Source organism: Saccharopolyspora aridisoli (genome assembly GCF_004348445.1).
GTDB classification, from domain to species: domain Bacteria; phylum Actinomycetota; class Actinomycetes; order Mycobacteriales; family Pseudonocardiaceae; genus Saccharopolyspora; species Saccharopolyspora aridisoli.
This window is the reverse complement of record NZ_SMKV01000002.1, coordinates 188,610-204,494: the sequence shown is the minus strand read 5'-3', so window position 1 is coordinate 204,494 and position 15,885 is coordinate 188,610. Positions and strand designations below refer to the sequence as shown.

The window sequence follows — 15,885 nt, the reverse complement described above, 5'->3', positions numbered from 1 at the left end:
GGGCAAAGGCTGTCACCTCTTCAGGGAACTGGCCTCAGGGCCCAGCACCATGGCGATACCGACCGTGCGCAGAGCGGTAGGGTCAGCAATACGAGTCGTTGTGGTGTGCATCACTAGGTGGTTCGTCATCGGGGCCGTAATCGGCGGCCGTTGCGGCTGCAACGCGGGAGGGGTGCTGTTGACCGAGCGGAGCGAGCGGACCCGGATGCCATCGGCACCCGGGGGCCTCGGCCTGGCCGGCACCCCAGCGAGCGTGCAGGTCCCGAGAGTGGCGCTTCCGGACGCCCCCGCACTGCTGAGCAACCAGGACGGCCAGGTCGTCGCCGCCACCGGGCATGCGGCCAAGCTGGCCGGCCACGCCGACCCGAGCGCCCTCGTCGGCAACCAGCTCGCCGACCTCATCGACCGCGAAGGCCGCGAGACCTGGCTGCGCGGTCCGCAGCGACGCGCCCCCGTGCGGCTCCAGACCTGGCCGCACCCCGACGACACGACGCTGCAGGTCACCCTGCTCGTCGACGTCTCCGACCTCGCCGATGGCGAACCCGGCACCGAGGTCGGGCCGCGCGACTCCGAAGAGCGCTACTGGCTCATCGACGCTCAGAGGCTCGCCAAGGTCGCCAGCTGGGTCTACTACCCCGACACCGGCAAGATCTACCGCAGCCCGCTGCTCGCCGATTTCCTCGGAGCGGGCGGGGCCGACCACGCCGACGACGTCACGGCGATGATCTCCACCACCCACCCCGACGACCGCGAACGCGCCGCGCAGTTCTACACCGACGTGCTCACCGCCGCCGAGGGCGAACTGCTCGAAGCCGAACTGCGCAACCTGCACGGCACCCGCGTCTTCCTGTGCACCGGGCGCGCCGAGTACGACCGCGCAGGCCAGATCGTGCGAGTCCAGGGCACCGTGCAGGACGTCACCGAACACCGGGCCCTCGAACGGCAGCTGCGCGACGAGCGCCGGCGGCTGCAAGACGCCCAACGCATCGCCCGGCTCGGCACCTGGGAAGTCGATCCGCGCACCAACGTCATGCGGCTGTCGAGCATGCTCTACGAAATCCTCGGCCAGCCCGTCTCCACCACCGGAACCTTCGACCGCTACCTCGACCACGTCCACCCCGACGACCGCAATTGGGTCCGCCAGGCGTGGCGGCCGCTGGTCGAACGCGGCGCACCCGTCGAGATCGAGCACCGCTACCTGCGCAACGGCGACACCACCCGCATTCTGCGGATCCACGGCACCAAGATCGTCGACGCCGACGGCAGGGACCTCTTCGTCGGCACCGTGCAGGACGTCACCGAGCAGCGGGCCGTGGTCACCCGCATGGAACGCTCCAGCCAGCGCTTCTCCGACCTCGTCAACATCACGCCGGTCGGCATCGGGCTGTTCGACCACTCGGAACGCATCGTCAACGCCAACGAAGCCCTCTGCGACCTGCTCGGCCACCGGCTCGACCAGATGCGCGGGCTCAGCATCCGCGACATCACCCACCCCGAAGAGGCAAATCCGAACCTGCCCGCGCCCGACGAGCACGCCGGGATCCGCCGCCGCGCACCGCAACGCGTCATGGTGCGCGCCGACGGCGAACCCGTCTACTGCGAGCTGCACACCTCCACCTCGGTGCAGGACGACGGAACCGAGTTCTGGCTCGTGGTGTTCCAGGACATCACCGAACGCCGGCGCGCCGCCGAAGCCCTGCGCTACCAGGCCACCCACGACGACCTGACCGGGCTGCCCAACCGCACCGCCGTCAAGGAACTGCTCAGCAGGCTCCTGGGCCGGGCCGACTCACCCGGCATCGCGGTGCTGTTCTGCGACATCGACAACTTCAAGCGGGTCAACGACTCGCTCGGTCATGACGCGGGCGACGAACTCTTGGTGGCCCTGGCACGGCGCCTCGAAGGCGGCCTTCCCGTGGAGTGCACGGCGGCACGGCTCTCCGGCGACGAGTTCGTCATCATCTGCTCCGACGTCGAAGCCAGCGGCGGTGTCGACCAGCTCGCCACCCGTGTGTCGGCGCTGCTGCGCACCGCCGTACCCGTGCACGGCCAGCTGGTCCGGGTCTCCTCCTCGATCGGCGCGGCCGTGCCCAACGGTTCCAGCTCGGGCGGCGAAGACCTGCTGCGCTTCGCCGACGCGGCCATGTTCGAAGCGAAGCGGCGCGGCACCGGTAAGGTCTCACTGGCCAGCCCGGCCCTGATGGCCGCCGCCGACCGCCAGCTGCACCTGGAAGGCCAGCTCCGCGAAGCGCTCAGCAACGACGGGCTCGCCCTGCACTACCAGCCCGTCGTCGACGCGGAAGGCACCGTCGTCAGCGCCGAGGCGTTGATCCGCTGGCCGCACCCCGAACGCGGGATGCTGTCCCCCGACGCGTTCCTCCCGGTGGCCGAACAAGGGGACCTCCTGCGCGAACTCGACCGCTGGGTCCTGCGCACCGCGCTGCGCGAAGCGACGTCCTGGCCGGTCCGCAACGGCCGCCCCGTCAGCATCGCCGTGAACCTCGCAGGCCTGGTGCCCGGCGGCCCAGACTTCGTCGACTCCGTCGCCGACATCGTCGCTGGAACCGGCATCTCCTGGGACCGGGTGATCCTGGAACTGGTGGAGACCTCGCTGGTCGACCTGCCCTCCCGCACCCGGCACGAGATGGGCGAACTCGTCTCCCGCGGCGTGCGGTTCGCCGTCGACGACTTCGGCACCGGCTACTCGTCGCTGGCCCGGCTCAAGGACCTGCCCGCGCAGATCATCAAGGTCGACCGGCGGTTCGTCGCCGGAGTCGGCGGAGACGCCTCGGACTTCGCGGTCGCTCGCGCCGTCGTCGACATGGCCTACGCGATGGACCGGCAGTGCGTCGCCGAAGGCGTCGAGGACGCCACCCAGTTCCGGCTGCTCCGCGGTATCGGCGTCGAGTCCTACCAAGGCTGGTTGTTCTCCGGCGCCGTGCCCGCGCCGAAGTTCCGCGAAATGCTGGCGAGCGGGCCCCTCACCGTCCCGTGATCGCCCGCAGCACGTCGGCGATCCGGTGGCGCGGCAGGTCGATCAACCGCAACTCCAGGTCGTCGGGGTGTGGTGCGAGTTCGGCGACCTCCTCCCGCGCCTGGCGCTTGGTGAGGTCCCCGCGCTGCGCGATGAGAGCTTCCCGCCAGATGTTGCCCAGCTTGCCGTGAGCGCGCTGCAGCACGAAATCGATGGCGGACCCGGTTCCCGCGCGTTCGGCGACCACGATCGCGTGCTTGCCGTCCGGGGTGCTGCGGTGCAGCTTCAACCGGTACTTGGCCGCGACCAGGTCGCGCAGCTCTGACTGGGCGCGTTCGCTGGTGATGTCGGGATGGTTGTTGGCCACCACGAAGGCCACCTTCTGGGCGCTGCACGCCAACAGCATCCGCAGCAGCCACGGCCCCGGATCGGCGCGGAGGTCGAAGGCCGCCGCTGCGCTCTGGCGCACCGGACGAGTCCAGCTCGCCCGGCGCAACTCGGTGACCGGGGCGCCGAGCCGCTCGGCAACCGCCTCGGGCAACGCCGCCGGAACCTCACCCGAAGCCTCCACCGACTGCGGGCCGTGCGTGTAGATCGCCTGGTCCTGGCGGAGCGCCAACTTCCGGGTGTGCGAGGTCGGCTGGCACACGTACAGGTCGCTCGCGCTGCCGATGGCCTGTGCGCCGTAGTAGCGGTTGAATTGCGGGAGGATCGCTTCGAACGCGAAGCCCAGTCGCAGCAGCTCCTGCTGGACCTTCAACCCCAGAGCCGGGGTGCGCGGGCTGTAGCCGTAGGCCAGGAACATCCGGCTGTGCCCCGGAGCCAGGCACTCAGCGGCCCTGGTGGAGAACAAACCGATGCCCTCCGGGGTGTAGGGCGGGTCGGTGAACACCGCGTCAGCCCAGCCCTCCACCGCCGGCGGCAACCCGAAGCGCAGGTCGGCGTGCGTGGTGCCGATGGTGAACCCGCGCTCGGCCGCGACGGTGTCGATGTGGCGGAGGATGCGCTCGTCCAGGTCCACGACGCGCACCTGCGCAGACGGCGCCACCAGCGACAGCGCCAACGACGTCAGGTCGTGATCGCCCAGGCACAGGACATTCTTGCCGTCGAGGTCGTAGTTGTCGCGCAGCCACGTCGCGCGGCGCAGAGCGGTCTCCGGAGTCGCGGTGACGTGGTCCAGCGCCGCCTCCGGGCGAGGCCCGGAGGCGACGAAACCCCGCATCGCCTCCAACGCCTCGGTGTCGAGCCCTGCCTCGATGTCCTCTACCGACGAGGTGTCGACGAGGGACCACTCCTGCCGGTAGAGCGAGAGGAGGGAGTCCTTGATGCGGTGGGCACCGCCTTCGTCGAGGTCGTCACCGACTGCGGTGAGCACCTGCTCGACCGTCCGGCGCGACACCCCGGTTCGCCTGATCAGCTCGTCCAACGAGCGCGGGCCTGAGACGAGTTCGGCCAGCACGCGGCAAACGTGGTGGCCGAGGAGGCCGTGCTCGGCGTGGAGCGCTCGAACGGCTTCGATCGGAGTGGGTGGCTGGGCGTTGTCCATGGGATCGCCCAGCTTAATCGGTGCGAGAAACCCTCGACGGTCGCGTTCGTGTCACAGTCGATGGCTCATCGCCCTGCGGTTCGCATGATGGGAGCAGATCACGCGTCGGTCTCAGTCGAGCGCGGGAAGGGAACCATCCGGCTAGGGTCGGCCGGGTTCGGGGGTCCGCGCGAGAGGGGGCTCGGTTGATCGAGTTCCAGTCCGTCCGCAAGCAGTACCCGAACGGCACCGTCGCCGTGGAGGAGCTCAGCCTGTCCGTCGAGACGGGGACGATCACCGTGCTGGTGGGGCCTTCCGGCTGCGGCAAGACCACCCTCATGCGGATGGTCAACCGCATGATCGACCCCTCCTCGGGCACCGTCTCCGTCGACGGCACCGACGTGCGCGACCGCGACCCGGCGCAGCTGCGCCGCGGCATCGGCTACGTCATCCAGCAGGCAGGACTGTTCCCGCACCGAACCGTGCTGGACAACATCGCCACCGTCCCGATGCTGGCCGGGAAGACCCGCCGCGCCGCGCGCGAGCACTCCAGCGAGCTCCTGGACCTCGTCGGCCTTCCCGCGGACCTGGGCAAGCGGTACCCGGCGCAGCTCTCCGGCGGTCAGCAGCAACGAGTCGGAGTGGCGCGAGCGCTGGCCGCTGACCCGCCCGTGCTGCTGATGGACGAGCCCTTCAGCGCCGTCGACCCGGTCGTCCGCGAAGGCCTCCAGGACGAGTTGCTGCGCCTGCAGGACGAGCTGGACAAGACCGTCCTGTTCGTCACCCACGACATCGACGAGGCCATCAAGCTCGGCGAGAAGGTCGCCGTCCTGCGCCAAGGCGGTCACCTCGCCCAGTGCGCGCCGCCCGACGACTTGCTGTCCTCACCCGCCGACGACTTCGTGACGTCCTTCGTCGGCCGCGACCGCGGTTACCGCCGGCTGTCCTTCGTGGACTCCGCGCGCCTGCGTCCGAAACCCGTCCCGACGGTCCGGTTGGGAGAAAGGGTCCCCTCCACCGACCAGTGGCGGCTGGCGGTCGATGAAGGTGACCGTCCACGCGGCTGGCTGCCCCCGGGCACCGACTCCGACGGCGACCTCGCAGAGCACACCCTCGTGGCCGGCGGTTCGCTCCACGTGGAGCACGGGAACCTCCGTGGCGCTCTGGACGCCGCTCTGTCCGCGCCGTCCGGTCTGGGCGTCGTCGTCAACGCCGACGGTGGCGCGGTCGGCGTCGTCACGGCCGACGAGGTGCTGTCGTTGCTGGATGAGCACCGGGCGGCGACGTGATCGACTTCTTCAGCTCCCCGAGCAACCGCGAACTGGTGGCCACCCAGCTCGCCGAACACCTCTACCTGTCGCTGCTCCCGTTGCTGCTCGGAGTTCTGCTGGCACTCCCGCTGGGACGCCTCGCCCAACGCGTCCGATGGCTGCGCGGTGCCCTGCAGAACACCGCGAACGTCTTCTACACCATTCCATCCCTGGCGTTGTTCGTGATCCTCCCCGGCCTGATGGGAACCCCACTGCTGTCGCCGCTCAACGTGATCATCGCGCTGACCCTCTACACGGCGGCGCTGCTGGTGGGACCGGTCCGCGACGCGCTGGACTCCGTGCCCGGGCACATCGTCGCCGCCGCGACCGCCATCGGATACCGCCCGGGCCGGCGGCTGTTCGCGGTCGAACTCCCCTTGGCGGTGCCAGTGCTGGCCGCCGCCGTGCGGGTGGCATCGGTGAGCAACATCAGCCTGGTCAGCGTGGGTGCGCTCGTCGGAATCGGTGGGCTGGGCAGGCTGTTCACCGACGGGTTCCAACGCGACTACCCGCAGCAGATCATCATCGGCATCGTGCTGACCCTGCTGCTCGCACTGGTGGTGGACCTGTTGCTGGTACTGCTGTGGCGGCTCGCGACCCCGTGGGCGCGCCGATGATCGGCGATCTGATCGCGTGGCTCGGCGACCCCGCGCACTGGAGCGGACCAGGCGGGATCTCCGCGCAGACGCTGCTGCACCTCTACTACTGCGTGCTGTCGGTCCTCGTCGCCGCGCTCATCGCCGTCCCGCTCGGCGTCTACATCGGACACACCGGCCGGGGTTCGGTGCTGCTGGTGGGGTTCAGCAACGCGATGCGGGCGCTGCCCACCCTCGGCGTGGTCACGCTGCTGGTGCTGGGCTTCGGCCTCGGAGTGGCACCTGCGCTCGCCGGCCTGGTGATCCTCGCGATCCCGGCGATCCTCTCCGGCGCCTACGCGGGCGTTCGCAACGCCCCCGCCGACGCCGTCGACGCGGCCAAGGCAATGGGCATGCGACCGATCCAGGTGCTGTGGCAGGTCGAGCTGCCGACCGCGCTCCCGCTGGTGCTCGGCGGCATTCGCAGCGCGATGTTGCAGGTCGTGGCCACCGCCGCCGTCGCGGCCTACGTCGGCCTGGGCGGGCTCGGGCGAATCCTGCTCGACGGCTTGAAGATCAGCGACTACGCGCAGATGGCTTCGGCCGCGATCGTCATCGCGGCCCTGGCGGTCCTGCTCGACGTGGTGTTGGCCGGGCTGACCCGGTTGGTGGTGCCGCGCGGTCTGGTCCTGGCCGCCCGACGAGGAGGTAACGATCGATGAGACGACTGCTGGCGCTCGCCGCTGCGGCACTGGTGCTGGCCGGTTGCGGCTCGCAAGACCCGCTGGAAGCCGGAAAGGCCCAGAGCGGGCAAGTGGTGATCGGTTCTGCGGACTTCGCCGAGAGCGAGCTGCTGATGCACGTCTACGCCGAGGCGCTCAAGACCACCGGAGCCGACGTGCAGACGAAACCCCGCATCGGCGCCCGCGAGTTCTACGTCAACGCCGTCCGCAACGGTGAACTCACGCTCGTGCCCGAATACACCGGCAACCTGCTGGAATTCCTCGACCCTGCCTCCAGCGCCACGGAGTCGCAGCAGGTCTACGACCAGCTGCGCGGCAAGGTCGGCAACGACATGGAACTCCTCGACCAGTCCCCGGCCGAGGACTCCGACGTCCTCACCGTCACGAAGGCCACCGCCGACACCGGTCTGCGCTCGATGGCCGATCTCGGACCGCGCTGCCGCGACATCGTCCTCGGAGCCCCCGCCGAGTGGAAGTCGCGGTGGGAGGCCAAGATCGCGCAGGACTACGGCTGCACCTTCAAGGAGATCCGCAGCGTCGAAGCCGGCACGATCACCGTCAACGCACTCACCTCGGGCGAGATCCAAGCCGCGAACCTGTTCACCACCTCGTCGCAGATCACCACCAACGACCTGGTCAAGCTCGACGACCCGAAGAACATGTTCCCGGCACAGAACGTCGTCCCCCTCGCGGGCAAGGGCAAGTTGACCCCGCCCCAGGTCGAGGCCGTCAACAAGGTCTCCGAAGCGCTGACCACCGAAGAGCTCACCGAGCTCAACAAGCGGCTCGAAGTGGACAAGGCCAATCCCGCCGACGTCGCCAAGGAATTCATCGCCACCGCTGGTCTCTGACCGCCTTGACCGGCCTCCCCAGCGGCGGCCGGTCAAGCGCTGCGGCCGCTGATCCGTCCGGTGAGCTCGGCGGCGGCCTCACCGACGTCGGCAGCCAACCCAGGCCAGGTCTCGCCGCACCCGGCGCCCTCGCAGGAATGGCGAAAGGTGACCCCGATGGCGGCGATCGGCCGGGCCGTGTGGTCGAAAACCGGGCACGCGACCGAGGCGAACCCGGGCGTGACGACACCGTCCTCCACCGCCCACCCCCGGCGGCGTTCCTCGGCCAGCAACCGGCGCAGCTCCGGCAGGTTGCGAGGGCCCCGACCCGTGCGCAGCACGAAGCGCTCGCTGGAAGGGAACATCGCGCGCACCTGCGCCGCCGGGAGGTGCGCCAGCATCGCCCGCCCCGACGCCGGGAGCTGAGCGGGCAACCGGACACCGACGTCGGTGACCAGTGTTTGCGGTCGTGAAGGTCGCTCCTTGAGCAAGTAGAGGAGTTCGGCCCCGTGCAGCACCCCCAACTGCGCGGCGCGCCCCACCCGGTCCACCAACCGCCGCAGGACCGGGCCCGCCAACCGTTCGAGCGGATCGTGCCGCAAGTAGGCCGAACCCAGCTCGAACGCCGCGACACCCAGCCCGTAGCGGCGCTCCTCCGGCAGGTGCACCACGAAACCGCCCGCCACCAGCTCCGCCAACAAGTGATACGTCGTCGACCTCGGCAAGCCCAGCTCGCGCGCCAGCACGCCCGCCGACACCGGGCCGGCCCGCCCTGCCAGCGCCCGCAAGATCGCCAACCCGCGCCGCAGCGCGGGCACGTCACTGCTGTCACCCACGCCCAAAGTCTGGCATCCCAGACGAAGTCCCTCCATCAGGGCTTCTGCCAGGGGCTTCCGCGAGCTGAGATGGGGACATGCACAACGAGTTGTTCCTCGGTCCGCAGCCGCTGTCGCGCGCGGAAGTCGTCTCGGTCGCGCGCGGGGGGAGCACCGTGCGGCTCAGCGAGCTCGCCGAACAAGGCATCGTCGCCACCCGCAAGCACATCGAAGAACTGGCAGCCGAAGAACGACCCGTCTACGGGGTCTCCACCGGCTTCGGAGCCCTCGCCGTGCGCCACATCCCCAGTGAGCGAAGGGCGGCCTTGCAGCAGTCCTTCGTCCGCTCCCACGCGGCGGGCGCCGGCGACATCGTCGAACCCGAAGTCGTGCGCGCGCAGATGCTGCTGCGCCTGCACACCATCGCCACCGGTCACACCGGGGTTCGACCCGAAACCGCCCACGCCCTGGCCGCGATGCTCAACGCCGGGATCGTTCCCCTCGTGCATGAGCACGGCTCCCTCGGTTGCTCCGGCGACCTCGCCCCGCTCGCGGCCGTCGCCCTGGCGCTCACCGGTGAAGGCGAGGTCCTCGACGCCTCCGGCCGGCGACGCCTGGCCGCCGAAGTGCTCACGGAAGCCGGCATCGCGCCCGTCGTGCTGGCCGAGAAAGAAGGGCTCGCGCTCACCAACGGCACCGACGGCATGCTCGGCATGCTGGTGCTCGCGCTGCGTGACATCAACGCCCTGGTCGACGTCGCCGACCTCACCGCCGCGATGAGCGTCGAGGCACTGCTCGGCACCGACCGTCCCTTCGCCGCCGACCTCCAAGCACTCCGCCCGCACCCCGGCCAAGCCGTCTCGGCCGAGAGGATGGCCGCCTTCCTCTCGCACTCGCCGATCGTGGCCAGCCACCGCGGGCCGGACTGCCCACGCGTCCAGGACGCCTACTCGTTGCGCTGCTCACCGCAGGTCCACGGCGCCGCCCGCGACACCGTCGGCCACGCCGAGACCGTCGCCGATCGCGAGCTCGCGTCCGCCATCGACAACCCCGTCGTGCTTCCCGACGGCCGCATCGAATCCAACGGCAACTTCCACGGAGCCCCGCTCGGACACGTGCTGGACTTCCTGGCCATCGCGTTGGCCGACGTGGCCAGCATCTGCGACCGGCGCACCGACCGGATGCTCGACGTCGCCCGCTCCCACGGACTCCCGGCGTTCCTCGCCGACGACCCCGGCGTCGACTCCGGACACATGATCGCCCACTACACGCAGGCCGGGATCGTCTCCGAACTCAAACGCCTCGCCGTGCCGGCCTCCGTGGACTCCATCCCCACCAGCGCCATGCAGGAAGACCACGTGTCCATGGGCTGGGCCGCCGCCCGCAAGCTGCGCCGCGCCGTCGACGGCCTGACCACGGTGCTGGCCATCGAACTGCTCACAGCCGCTCGGGCCCTCGACCTGCGCGCACCCCTGGAACCCGGCCCCGCCACCGGTGCGGTCCGCGACCTGCTGCGCCGCGACGTGCCAGGACCGGGCCCCGACCGGCACGTGGCACCCGAGATCGCCGCGGCAGAACGACTCATCCGCGGCGGCGAAGTCCTCGCCGCCGCCGAATCAGGGAGGGATCGATGACCGACGTGCGCGCCCCACGCGGCACGACGCTGACCGCCCGCAGCTGGAGCACCGAGGCACCGCTGCGGATGCTGCAGAACAACCTCGACCCCGACGTCGCCGAACGCCCGCAAGACCTCGTCGTCTACGGCGGAACCGGCAAGGCCGCCCGGAACTGGGCCTGCTACCAGGCGATCGTGCGCGAACTGACCACGCTCGGCCAGGACGAGACGCTGCTCGTGCAGTCCGGCAAACCCGTCGGCGTGCTGCGAACCCACGAGTGGGCGCCGCGCGTGCTCATCGCCAACTCCAACCTCGTCGGCGACTGGGCGAACTGGTCGGAGTTCCGGCGCCTCGACGAACTCGGCCTGATGATGTACGGCCAGATGACGGCCGGATCTTGGATCTACATCGGAACACAAGGGATCCTTCAAGGCACCTATGAGACGTTCGGGGCCATCGCGACCAAGCGCTTCGGCGGAACGCTTGCCGGAACGCTCACCATCACCGCGGGACTCGGCGGCATGGGTGGAGCGCAGCCGCTGGCGGTCACCATGAACGAAGGTGTCGCGCTGGTCGTGGAATGCGCCCCGGAACGCGCCCACCGCCGCGCCCGCCAGGGCTACCTCGACGAGGTCGCCGACTCCCTCGACGAAGCCATCGACAAGGCCGTCGCAGCCAAGCGTGACCGGCGCGCCTACTCGGTGGCCGTCATCGGCAACGCGGCGCAGCTGCTCCCCGAGATGCTGCGACGCGGAGTGCCGGCGGACATCGTCACCGACCAGACCTCGGCGCACGACCCGCTGTCGTACCTCCCGCTGGACGTGGACCTTTCCGACTGGGGCGATTACGCGGCCCGCAAACCCGACGAGTTCACCACCCGCGCACGGGATTCGATGGCCCAGCAAGTCGAGGCGATGGTGGGATTCCTCGACGCAGGCGCCGAGGTCTTCGACTACGGCAACTCGTTGCGCGGCGAAGCCCAGCTCGCCGGATACGACCGGGCGTTCGCCTACCCGGGCTTCGTCCCCGCCTACATCCGCCCGCTGTTCTGCGAAGGAAGAGGACCCTTCCGCTGGGCGGCGCTGTCCGGTGACCCCGCCGACATCGCCAAGACCGACAAGGCCGTGCTGGAGCTCTTCGGAGACGACGAGCACCTCGCCCGATGGCTCCGGTTGGCTGACAGGAAGGTTCCCTTCCACGGCCTTCCCGCCCGGATCTGCTGGCTCGGTTACGGCGAGCGCGCTGCCGCGGGCCTGCGGTTCAACGAGATGGTCGCCTCCGGCGAGCTCGCCGCACCCGTGGTCCTCGGCCGCGATCACCTCGACTGCGGATCGGTCGCCTCTCCCTACCGCGAGACCGAGGCGATGGCGGACTCCTCCGACGCGGTCGCCGACTGGCCGCTGCTCAACGCCCTGGTCAACACCGCATCTGGCGCGACTTGGGTGTCGCTGCACCACGGTGGCGGCGTCGGCATGGGACGTTCCCTGCACGCTGGTCAGGTCACGGTCGCCGACGGCACCGAGCTCGCCGCGCAGAAGCTCCAGCGGGTGCTCACCAACGACCCGGGCATGGGGGTGATCCGGCACGTCGACGCCGGTTACGAACGTGCCGAAGAGATTGCTGCCGAGCGCGGCGTGCGGACACCGCTGGTGAGCCGATGAGCGGGCTCAACGCCATCGCCGGGATCGGCGCGGATCAGCGGCGCGGTGGCTACTCGCGGCACGTCTTCGACGACGCCGAGCGGCACCTGCGCGAATGGTTCATCGAGCAGGCCGAGAACCGCGGGTTCGCGGTGGAAACCGATGCCAACACCAACATCTGGGCCTGGTGGGGAGAGCCGGGACCGGGTGCTGTCGTCACCGGCAGCCATCTCGACTCGGTGCCCGGCGGTGGCGCCTTCGACGGCCCCCTCGGTGTGGTCAGCGCGCTCGAAGCGGTGGACATTCTGCGGGAACGAGGTTTTCAGCCGCGCGCACCGCTGGCCGTGGTGGTCTTCGCCGAAGAGGAAGGCGGCCGCTTCGGGGTGCCCTGCCTCGGGTCCCGGCTGATGGCGGGAACCATCCACCCGGATCACGCGCGCAACCTGCGCGACGCCGACGGAGGCACCCTCGCCGAAGCGATGCGCTCCTTCGGCGCGGACCCCGCCCGCATCGGCCGGGACGAGACCGCTCTCGCGCGCATCGGAACCTTCGTGGAGCTGCACGTCGAGCAGGGCAAGGGCCTGATCGACCTGGATCGTCCCCTAGGGGTCGCCGACTCGATCCTCGGACACGGCAGGTGGCGGTTCCGCTTCAGCGGTCAGGGAAACCACGCCGGCGCCACGCTCATCGATGACCGGAACGATTCCATGCTCCCCGCAGCGCACCTCGTCCTCGCCGCCCGCCGCACGGCGGCCGCGACGCCCGGAGGTCGCGCGACGGTCGGCAGGCTCGTCCCCACCCCGGGCGGCACCAACGTCATCGCCTCGACAGTGGACGTCCACCTCGACGCGCGCGCTCCCAGGGGGGTGCGATCCATGGTCGACGACCTGGCCGGGCAGGCGGAGCAATTCGCCGCGCAGGAAGGGTGCCAGGTGCAGGTCGTCGAGGAATCCTTCGGCGACACCGTCCAATTCGACCCGGCGCTGCGCGACCGACTGCGCGGTGTCCTCGACGATGTCCCTGTCCTGCCCACCGGGGCCGGCCACGACGCGGGAGTGCTCGCAGCCGAGAAGCCGACCGCGATGCTGTTCGTGCGAAACCCGACCGGGATCAGCCACGCCCCCGAAGAACACGCGACCGCCGAGGACTGCGAGGAAGGTTCCCATGCCCTCGCCCGCGTCCTCGCAGACTTGGCGGGGTGAGGGGATGTTCTGGTGCGAATGGGCGTGGCTGCCCGAAGGCCCGTGCCGCGACGTGCTGTTCGAGGTCGAGTCCGGGCGGATCACAGCGGTGCGGCAAGCCGAAGCACCCGGTGGTGCCCGGAGGCTTCCCGGCCTGGTGCTGCCCGGCCTGGCCAACGTGCACTCCCACGCCTTCCACCGGGCTCTGCGCGGTGACACCGCACGCGGCACGTTCTGGACGTGGCGGGAACAGATGTACCGGGTCGCGGCGAAGCTCGACCCGGACAGCTACTACCTGCTCGCGCGCGGCGTCTACGCGGAGATGGTGCAGGCGGGCATCACCGGTGTCGGCGAGTTCCACTACCTGCACCACGCGCCCGGCGGTTCCCGCTACCGCGACCCGAACGCGATGAGCCACGCGCTGGCGCAAGCCGCCCACGACGCCGGGATCAGGTTGACGCTCCTGGACACTTGCTACCTCGCGGGCGGTTTTGATCGTGAACTCGACGAGGTTCAGCAACGGTTCTCCGACGGCGACGCGGCTGGGTGGGGCGAACGCGCGGAGTCCTTCACCGCGCAGGACGTGCTCCTGGGGGCTGCTGTGCACTCGGTTCGCGCGGTGCCGGCCGAGGCGATCGGGGAGGTCGCAGGGTGGGCGTGTGACAGGAAGGTTCCCCTGCACCTGCACGTGTCCGAGCAGCGCGCCGAGAACGAGGCGTGCTTGGCGGCCCACGGTCGAACCCCGGTGCAGCTGCTGGCCGAGCGCGGTGCTCTCGGTGAGGACGTCACCGCCGTGCACGCCACGCACCTCGCAGCCGGGGATGTGGGCCTGCTGGGCGGCAGCGGAACCGGGGTGTGCCTGTGCCCGACGACCGAGGCGGACTTGGCTGACGGGATCGGTCCTGCCGGGGCTCTGGCAGTGGCGGGGAGTGCTCTGTCACTGGGCAGCGACGGGCACTCGGTCATCGACGTCCTCGCCGAGGCGCAGGCCGTGGAGTCCTACCAGCGGTTGGCGACGGAGACCCGCGGACACCACGGGCCGGACGAGCTGCTCGCGATGGCCACAGCGCACTCCGCCATCGGGCGTCCCGATGCGGGCCGGCTCGAAGCGGGAGCCCGTGCGGACTTCGTCGCGATCGACCTCGACACACCGCGCTTGGCCGGTGTCGCGCTGCCGGTGGTCCCGGCCGTGGCCCGCGCCGAGGACGTTCGCGAGGTGATCACCGATGGCAGGACCGTGGTCACCGGTGGAGCCCACACCACCATCGATACCGCGCGTGAACTGCGCGAATCCATCACTGCACTTCGAGCGTGAGGAAATGGGCGGCGATGCCATCCACTGTTATCACTGGGATAGGTGAACTCACGACCAATGACGACGCGCTCGGCACCATCGCCGACGCGGCAGTGGTCATCGACGGCGACCGGGTCGCCTGGGTCGGTCACGCCGGATCCGCGCCGGACGCGGACGAGCGCGTCGACGTCGAGGGGCGGGCGGTCCTGCCCGGCTGGGTGGACAGCCACACCCACCTCGTCTTTGCCGGCGATCGCACCGCCGAGTTCGCCGCCCGCATGTCCGGCCTGCCCTACCAGGCGGGCGGAATCGCGGTCACCGTCAACGCCACCAGGCAGGCCACCGACGCCGAACTCGCGGGCAACCTGCGCCGTCATCTCGAGGAGGCCGCAGCTCAGGGCACGACCTGCGTGGAGACCAAGACCGGCTATGGGCTGACCGTCGAGGACGAGCTGCGCGCAGCGAAGATCGCAGCCACCGTCGCCGACGAGGTCACCTTCCTCGGGGCCCATCTCGTCCCGCCCGGAGCCGACGCGGCCGACTACGTGGACCTGGTGTGCGGGGACATGCTCGACGCCGTCGCCGATCACGTCGGATGGTGCGACGTGTTCTGCGAGGAGGGGGCCTTCGACGCCGACCAGTCCCGCCGAGTGCTGGTGGCTGCCCGCCAGCGCGGCCTGGGACTGCGGGTGCACGGCAATCAGCTCGGGCCCGGGCCGGGAGTGACGTTGGCGGTCGAGGTGGGAGCGGCCAGCGTCGACCACTGCACCCACCTGGTGCCTTCGGACGTGGACGCGCTCGCAGCTTCTGACACCGTCGCGACCTTGCTGCCTGCCTGCGACCTGTCCACCCGCCAGCCGCTGCCGGACGCCCGCGCACTGCTCGACGCCGGGGCCACCGTGGCGCTCGCCAGCAACTGCAACCCGGGCTCGTCCTACACCTCGTCGATGGCCTTCTGCGTGACGACCGCGGTACTGCAGATGCGGGTGAGCGTGGCCGAAGCTGTGCGCGCGGCCACCTGGGGTGGGGCGCGTGCGCTGCGACGCGAAACCGGGGACGGTGCCGTCGGCGTGCTGCGCCCGGGCGCCCGGGCCGACCTCCAAGTGCTGGACGCGCCGAGCACGACTTGGCTGGCGTATCGGCCTGGTGTTCCCCTGACCCGCGCCGTGTGGCGCAAAGGCGACCGCATTCGATGAGGCCACCTCGGTGGGTCGGCGTCGCGGTTCTCGCCTCGACACCTCTTGATCGCGAGCATGGGAACCTTCCTGTCAACACGGCCGCTGGTTCGTACACTGCGCACATGACCTGCGGTTCGAGACTGCCGTGAACGACCGCGAGCGGATTCGATCGGTGTTCGCCGAGGACGCCGGCCTCTAGACCGG

General features: G+C 70.3%; 12 protein-coding genes. 10 read left to right on the top strand and 2 right to left on the bottom strand.

Annotated elements, in window-relative coordinates:
• Nucleotides 1-172: 172 nt before the first annotated feature.
• A complete protein-coding gene (locus tag E1161_RS02395; protein ID WP_235874722.1) occupies nucleotides 173-2,995 on the top strand; it encodes a bifunctional diguanylate cyclase/phosphodiesterase in 2,823 nt (940 codons plus the stop codon).
• On the opposite strand, the gene E1161_RS02390 is transcribed toward E1161_RS02395, so the two are convergent.
• Nucleotides 2,982-4,520 (bottom strand): bis-aminopropyl spermidine synthase family protein, encoded by a 1,539-nt coding sequence (locus tag E1161_RS02390; RefSeq protein WP_132619058.1) that lies wholly within the window; start codon nucleotides 4,518-4,520, stop codon nucleotides 2,982-2,984. The genes E1161_RS02395 and E1161_RS02390 overlap by 14 nt on opposite strands.
• Nucleotides 4,521-4,705: 185 nt before the next feature.
• Between E1161_RS02390 and E1161_RS02385 the strand changes: the two genes are divergently transcribed.
• From E1161_RS02385 to E1161_RS02370, 4 genes are read left to right on the top strand one after another with little or no spacing between them, the layout of a single operon-like run.
• Complete coding sequence (locus E1161_RS02385; protein WP_132619056.1) at nucleotides 4,706-5,788, top strand: ABC transporter ATP-binding protein; 1,083 nt, start codon at nucleotides 4,706-4,708, stop codon at nucleotides 5,786-5,788.
• Nucleotides 5,785-6,426 carry an ABC transporter permease gene (locus E1161_RS02380; protein ID WP_132619054.1) on the top strand — a complete coding sequence of 214 codons (642 nt, stop codon included), beginning with the start codon at nucleotides 5,785-5,787 and terminating at the stop codon, nucleotides 6,424-6,426. Before E1161_RS02385 ends, E1161_RS02380 begins: the two co-directional genes overlap by 4 nt.
• Nucleotides 6,423-7,106, top strand: a complete 684-nt coding sequence (locus E1161_RS02375) for an ABC transporter permease (protein ID WP_132619052.1) — start codon at nucleotides 6,423-6,425, stop codon at nucleotides 7,104-7,106. Before E1161_RS02380 ends, E1161_RS02375 begins: the two co-directional genes overlap by 4 nt.
• Nucleotides 7,103-7,978 (top strand): ABC transporter substrate-binding protein, encoded by an 876-nt coding sequence (locus E1161_RS02370; RefSeq protein WP_132619050.1) that lies wholly within the window; start codon nucleotides 7,103-7,105, stop codon nucleotides 7,976-7,978. Before E1161_RS02375 ends, E1161_RS02370 begins: the two co-directional genes overlap by 4 nt.
• 32 nt (nucleotides 7,979-8,010) lie before the next feature.
• On the opposite strand, the gene E1161_RS02365 is transcribed toward E1161_RS02370, so the two are convergent.
• Entirely contained in the window at nucleotides 8,011-8,793 is a 783-nt protein-coding gene (locus tag E1161_RS02365) for an IclR family transcriptional regulator (RefSeq protein ID WP_132619048.1), read from the bottom strand.
• Between the two features lie 77 nt (nucleotides 8,794-8,870).
• Here E1161_RS02365 and hutH point away from each other — a divergent pair, with 77 nt between their 5' ends.
• The 5 genes from hutH to hutI are packed head-to-tail and all read left to right on the top strand — an operon-like array spanning nucleotide 8,871 to nucleotide 15,699.
• A complete protein-coding gene (gene hutH, locus E1161_RS02360; RefSeq protein WP_132619046.1) occupies nucleotides 8,871-10,406 on the top strand; it encodes a histidine ammonia-lyase in 1,536 nt (511 codons plus the stop codon).
• Nucleotides 10,403-12,049: a urocanate hydratase gene (gene hutU / locus E1161_RS02355; RefSeq protein ID WP_132619044.1), complete on the top strand. Its 1,647-nt coding sequence runs from the start codon at nucleotides 10,403-10,405 to the stop codon at nucleotides 12,047-12,049. The genes hutH and hutU overlap by 4 nt, the downstream gene beginning before the upstream one ends.
• Nucleotides 12,046-13,230, top strand: coding sequence for an allantoate amidohydrolase (locus E1161_RS02350; RefSeq protein WP_132619042.1), 1,185 nt, complete (start codon nucleotides 12,046-12,048; stop codon nucleotides 13,228-13,230). Before hutU ends, E1161_RS02350 begins: the two co-directional genes overlap by 4 nt.
• A gap of 4 nt (nucleotides 13,231-13,234) precedes the next feature.
• Nucleotides 13,235-14,524: a formimidoylglutamate deiminase gene (locus tag E1161_RS02345; protein WP_132619040.1), complete on the top strand. Its 1,290-nt coding sequence runs from the start codon at nucleotides 13,235-13,237 to the stop codon at nucleotides 14,522-14,524.
• A gap of 14 nt (nucleotides 14,525-14,538) precedes the next feature.
• Entirely contained in the window at nucleotides 14,539-15,699 is a 1,161-nt protein-coding gene (gene hutI, locus E1161_RS02340) for an imidazolonepropionase (protein WP_132619038.1), read from the top strand.
• Nucleotides 15,700-15,885 lie beyond the last annotated feature (186 nt).

What these genes read in the sequence shown, in the direction of transcription:
- E1161_RS02345 (WP_132619040.1), top strand. Translation starts at nt 13,235, where the DNA reads ATGTTCTGGTGCGAATGGGCGTGGCTGCCCGAAGGCCCGTGCCGCGAC.
- E1161_RS02370 (WP_132619050.1), top strand. Translation starts at nt 7,103, where the DNA reads ATGAGACGACTGCTGGCGCTCGCCGCTGCGGCACTGGTGCTGGCCGGT.
- hutU (WP_132619044.1), top strand. Translation starts at nt 10,403, where the DNA reads ATGACCGACGTGCGCGCCCCACGCGGCACGACGCTGACCGCCCGCAGC.
- E1161_RS02375 (WP_132619052.1), top strand. Translation starts at nt 6,423, where the DNA reads ATGATCGGCGATCTGATCGCGTGGCTCGGCGACCCCGCGCACTGGAGC.
- E1161_RS02350 (WP_132619042.1), top strand. Translation starts at nt 12,046, where the DNA reads ATGAGCGGGCTCAACGCCATCGCCGGGATCGGCGCGGATCAGCGGCGC.
- E1161_RS02390 (WP_132619058.1), bottom strand. Translation starts at nt 4,520, where the DNA reads ATGGACAACGCCCAGCCACCCACTCCGATCGAAGCCGTTCGAGCGCTC.
- hutH (WP_132619046.1), top strand. Translation starts at nt 8,871, where the DNA reads ATGCACAACGAGTTGTTCCTCGGTCCGCAGCCGCTGTCGCGCGCGGAA.
- hutI (WP_132619038.1), top strand. Translation starts at nt 14,539, where the DNA reads ATGCCATCCACTGTTATCACTGGGATAGGTGAACTCACGACCAATGAC.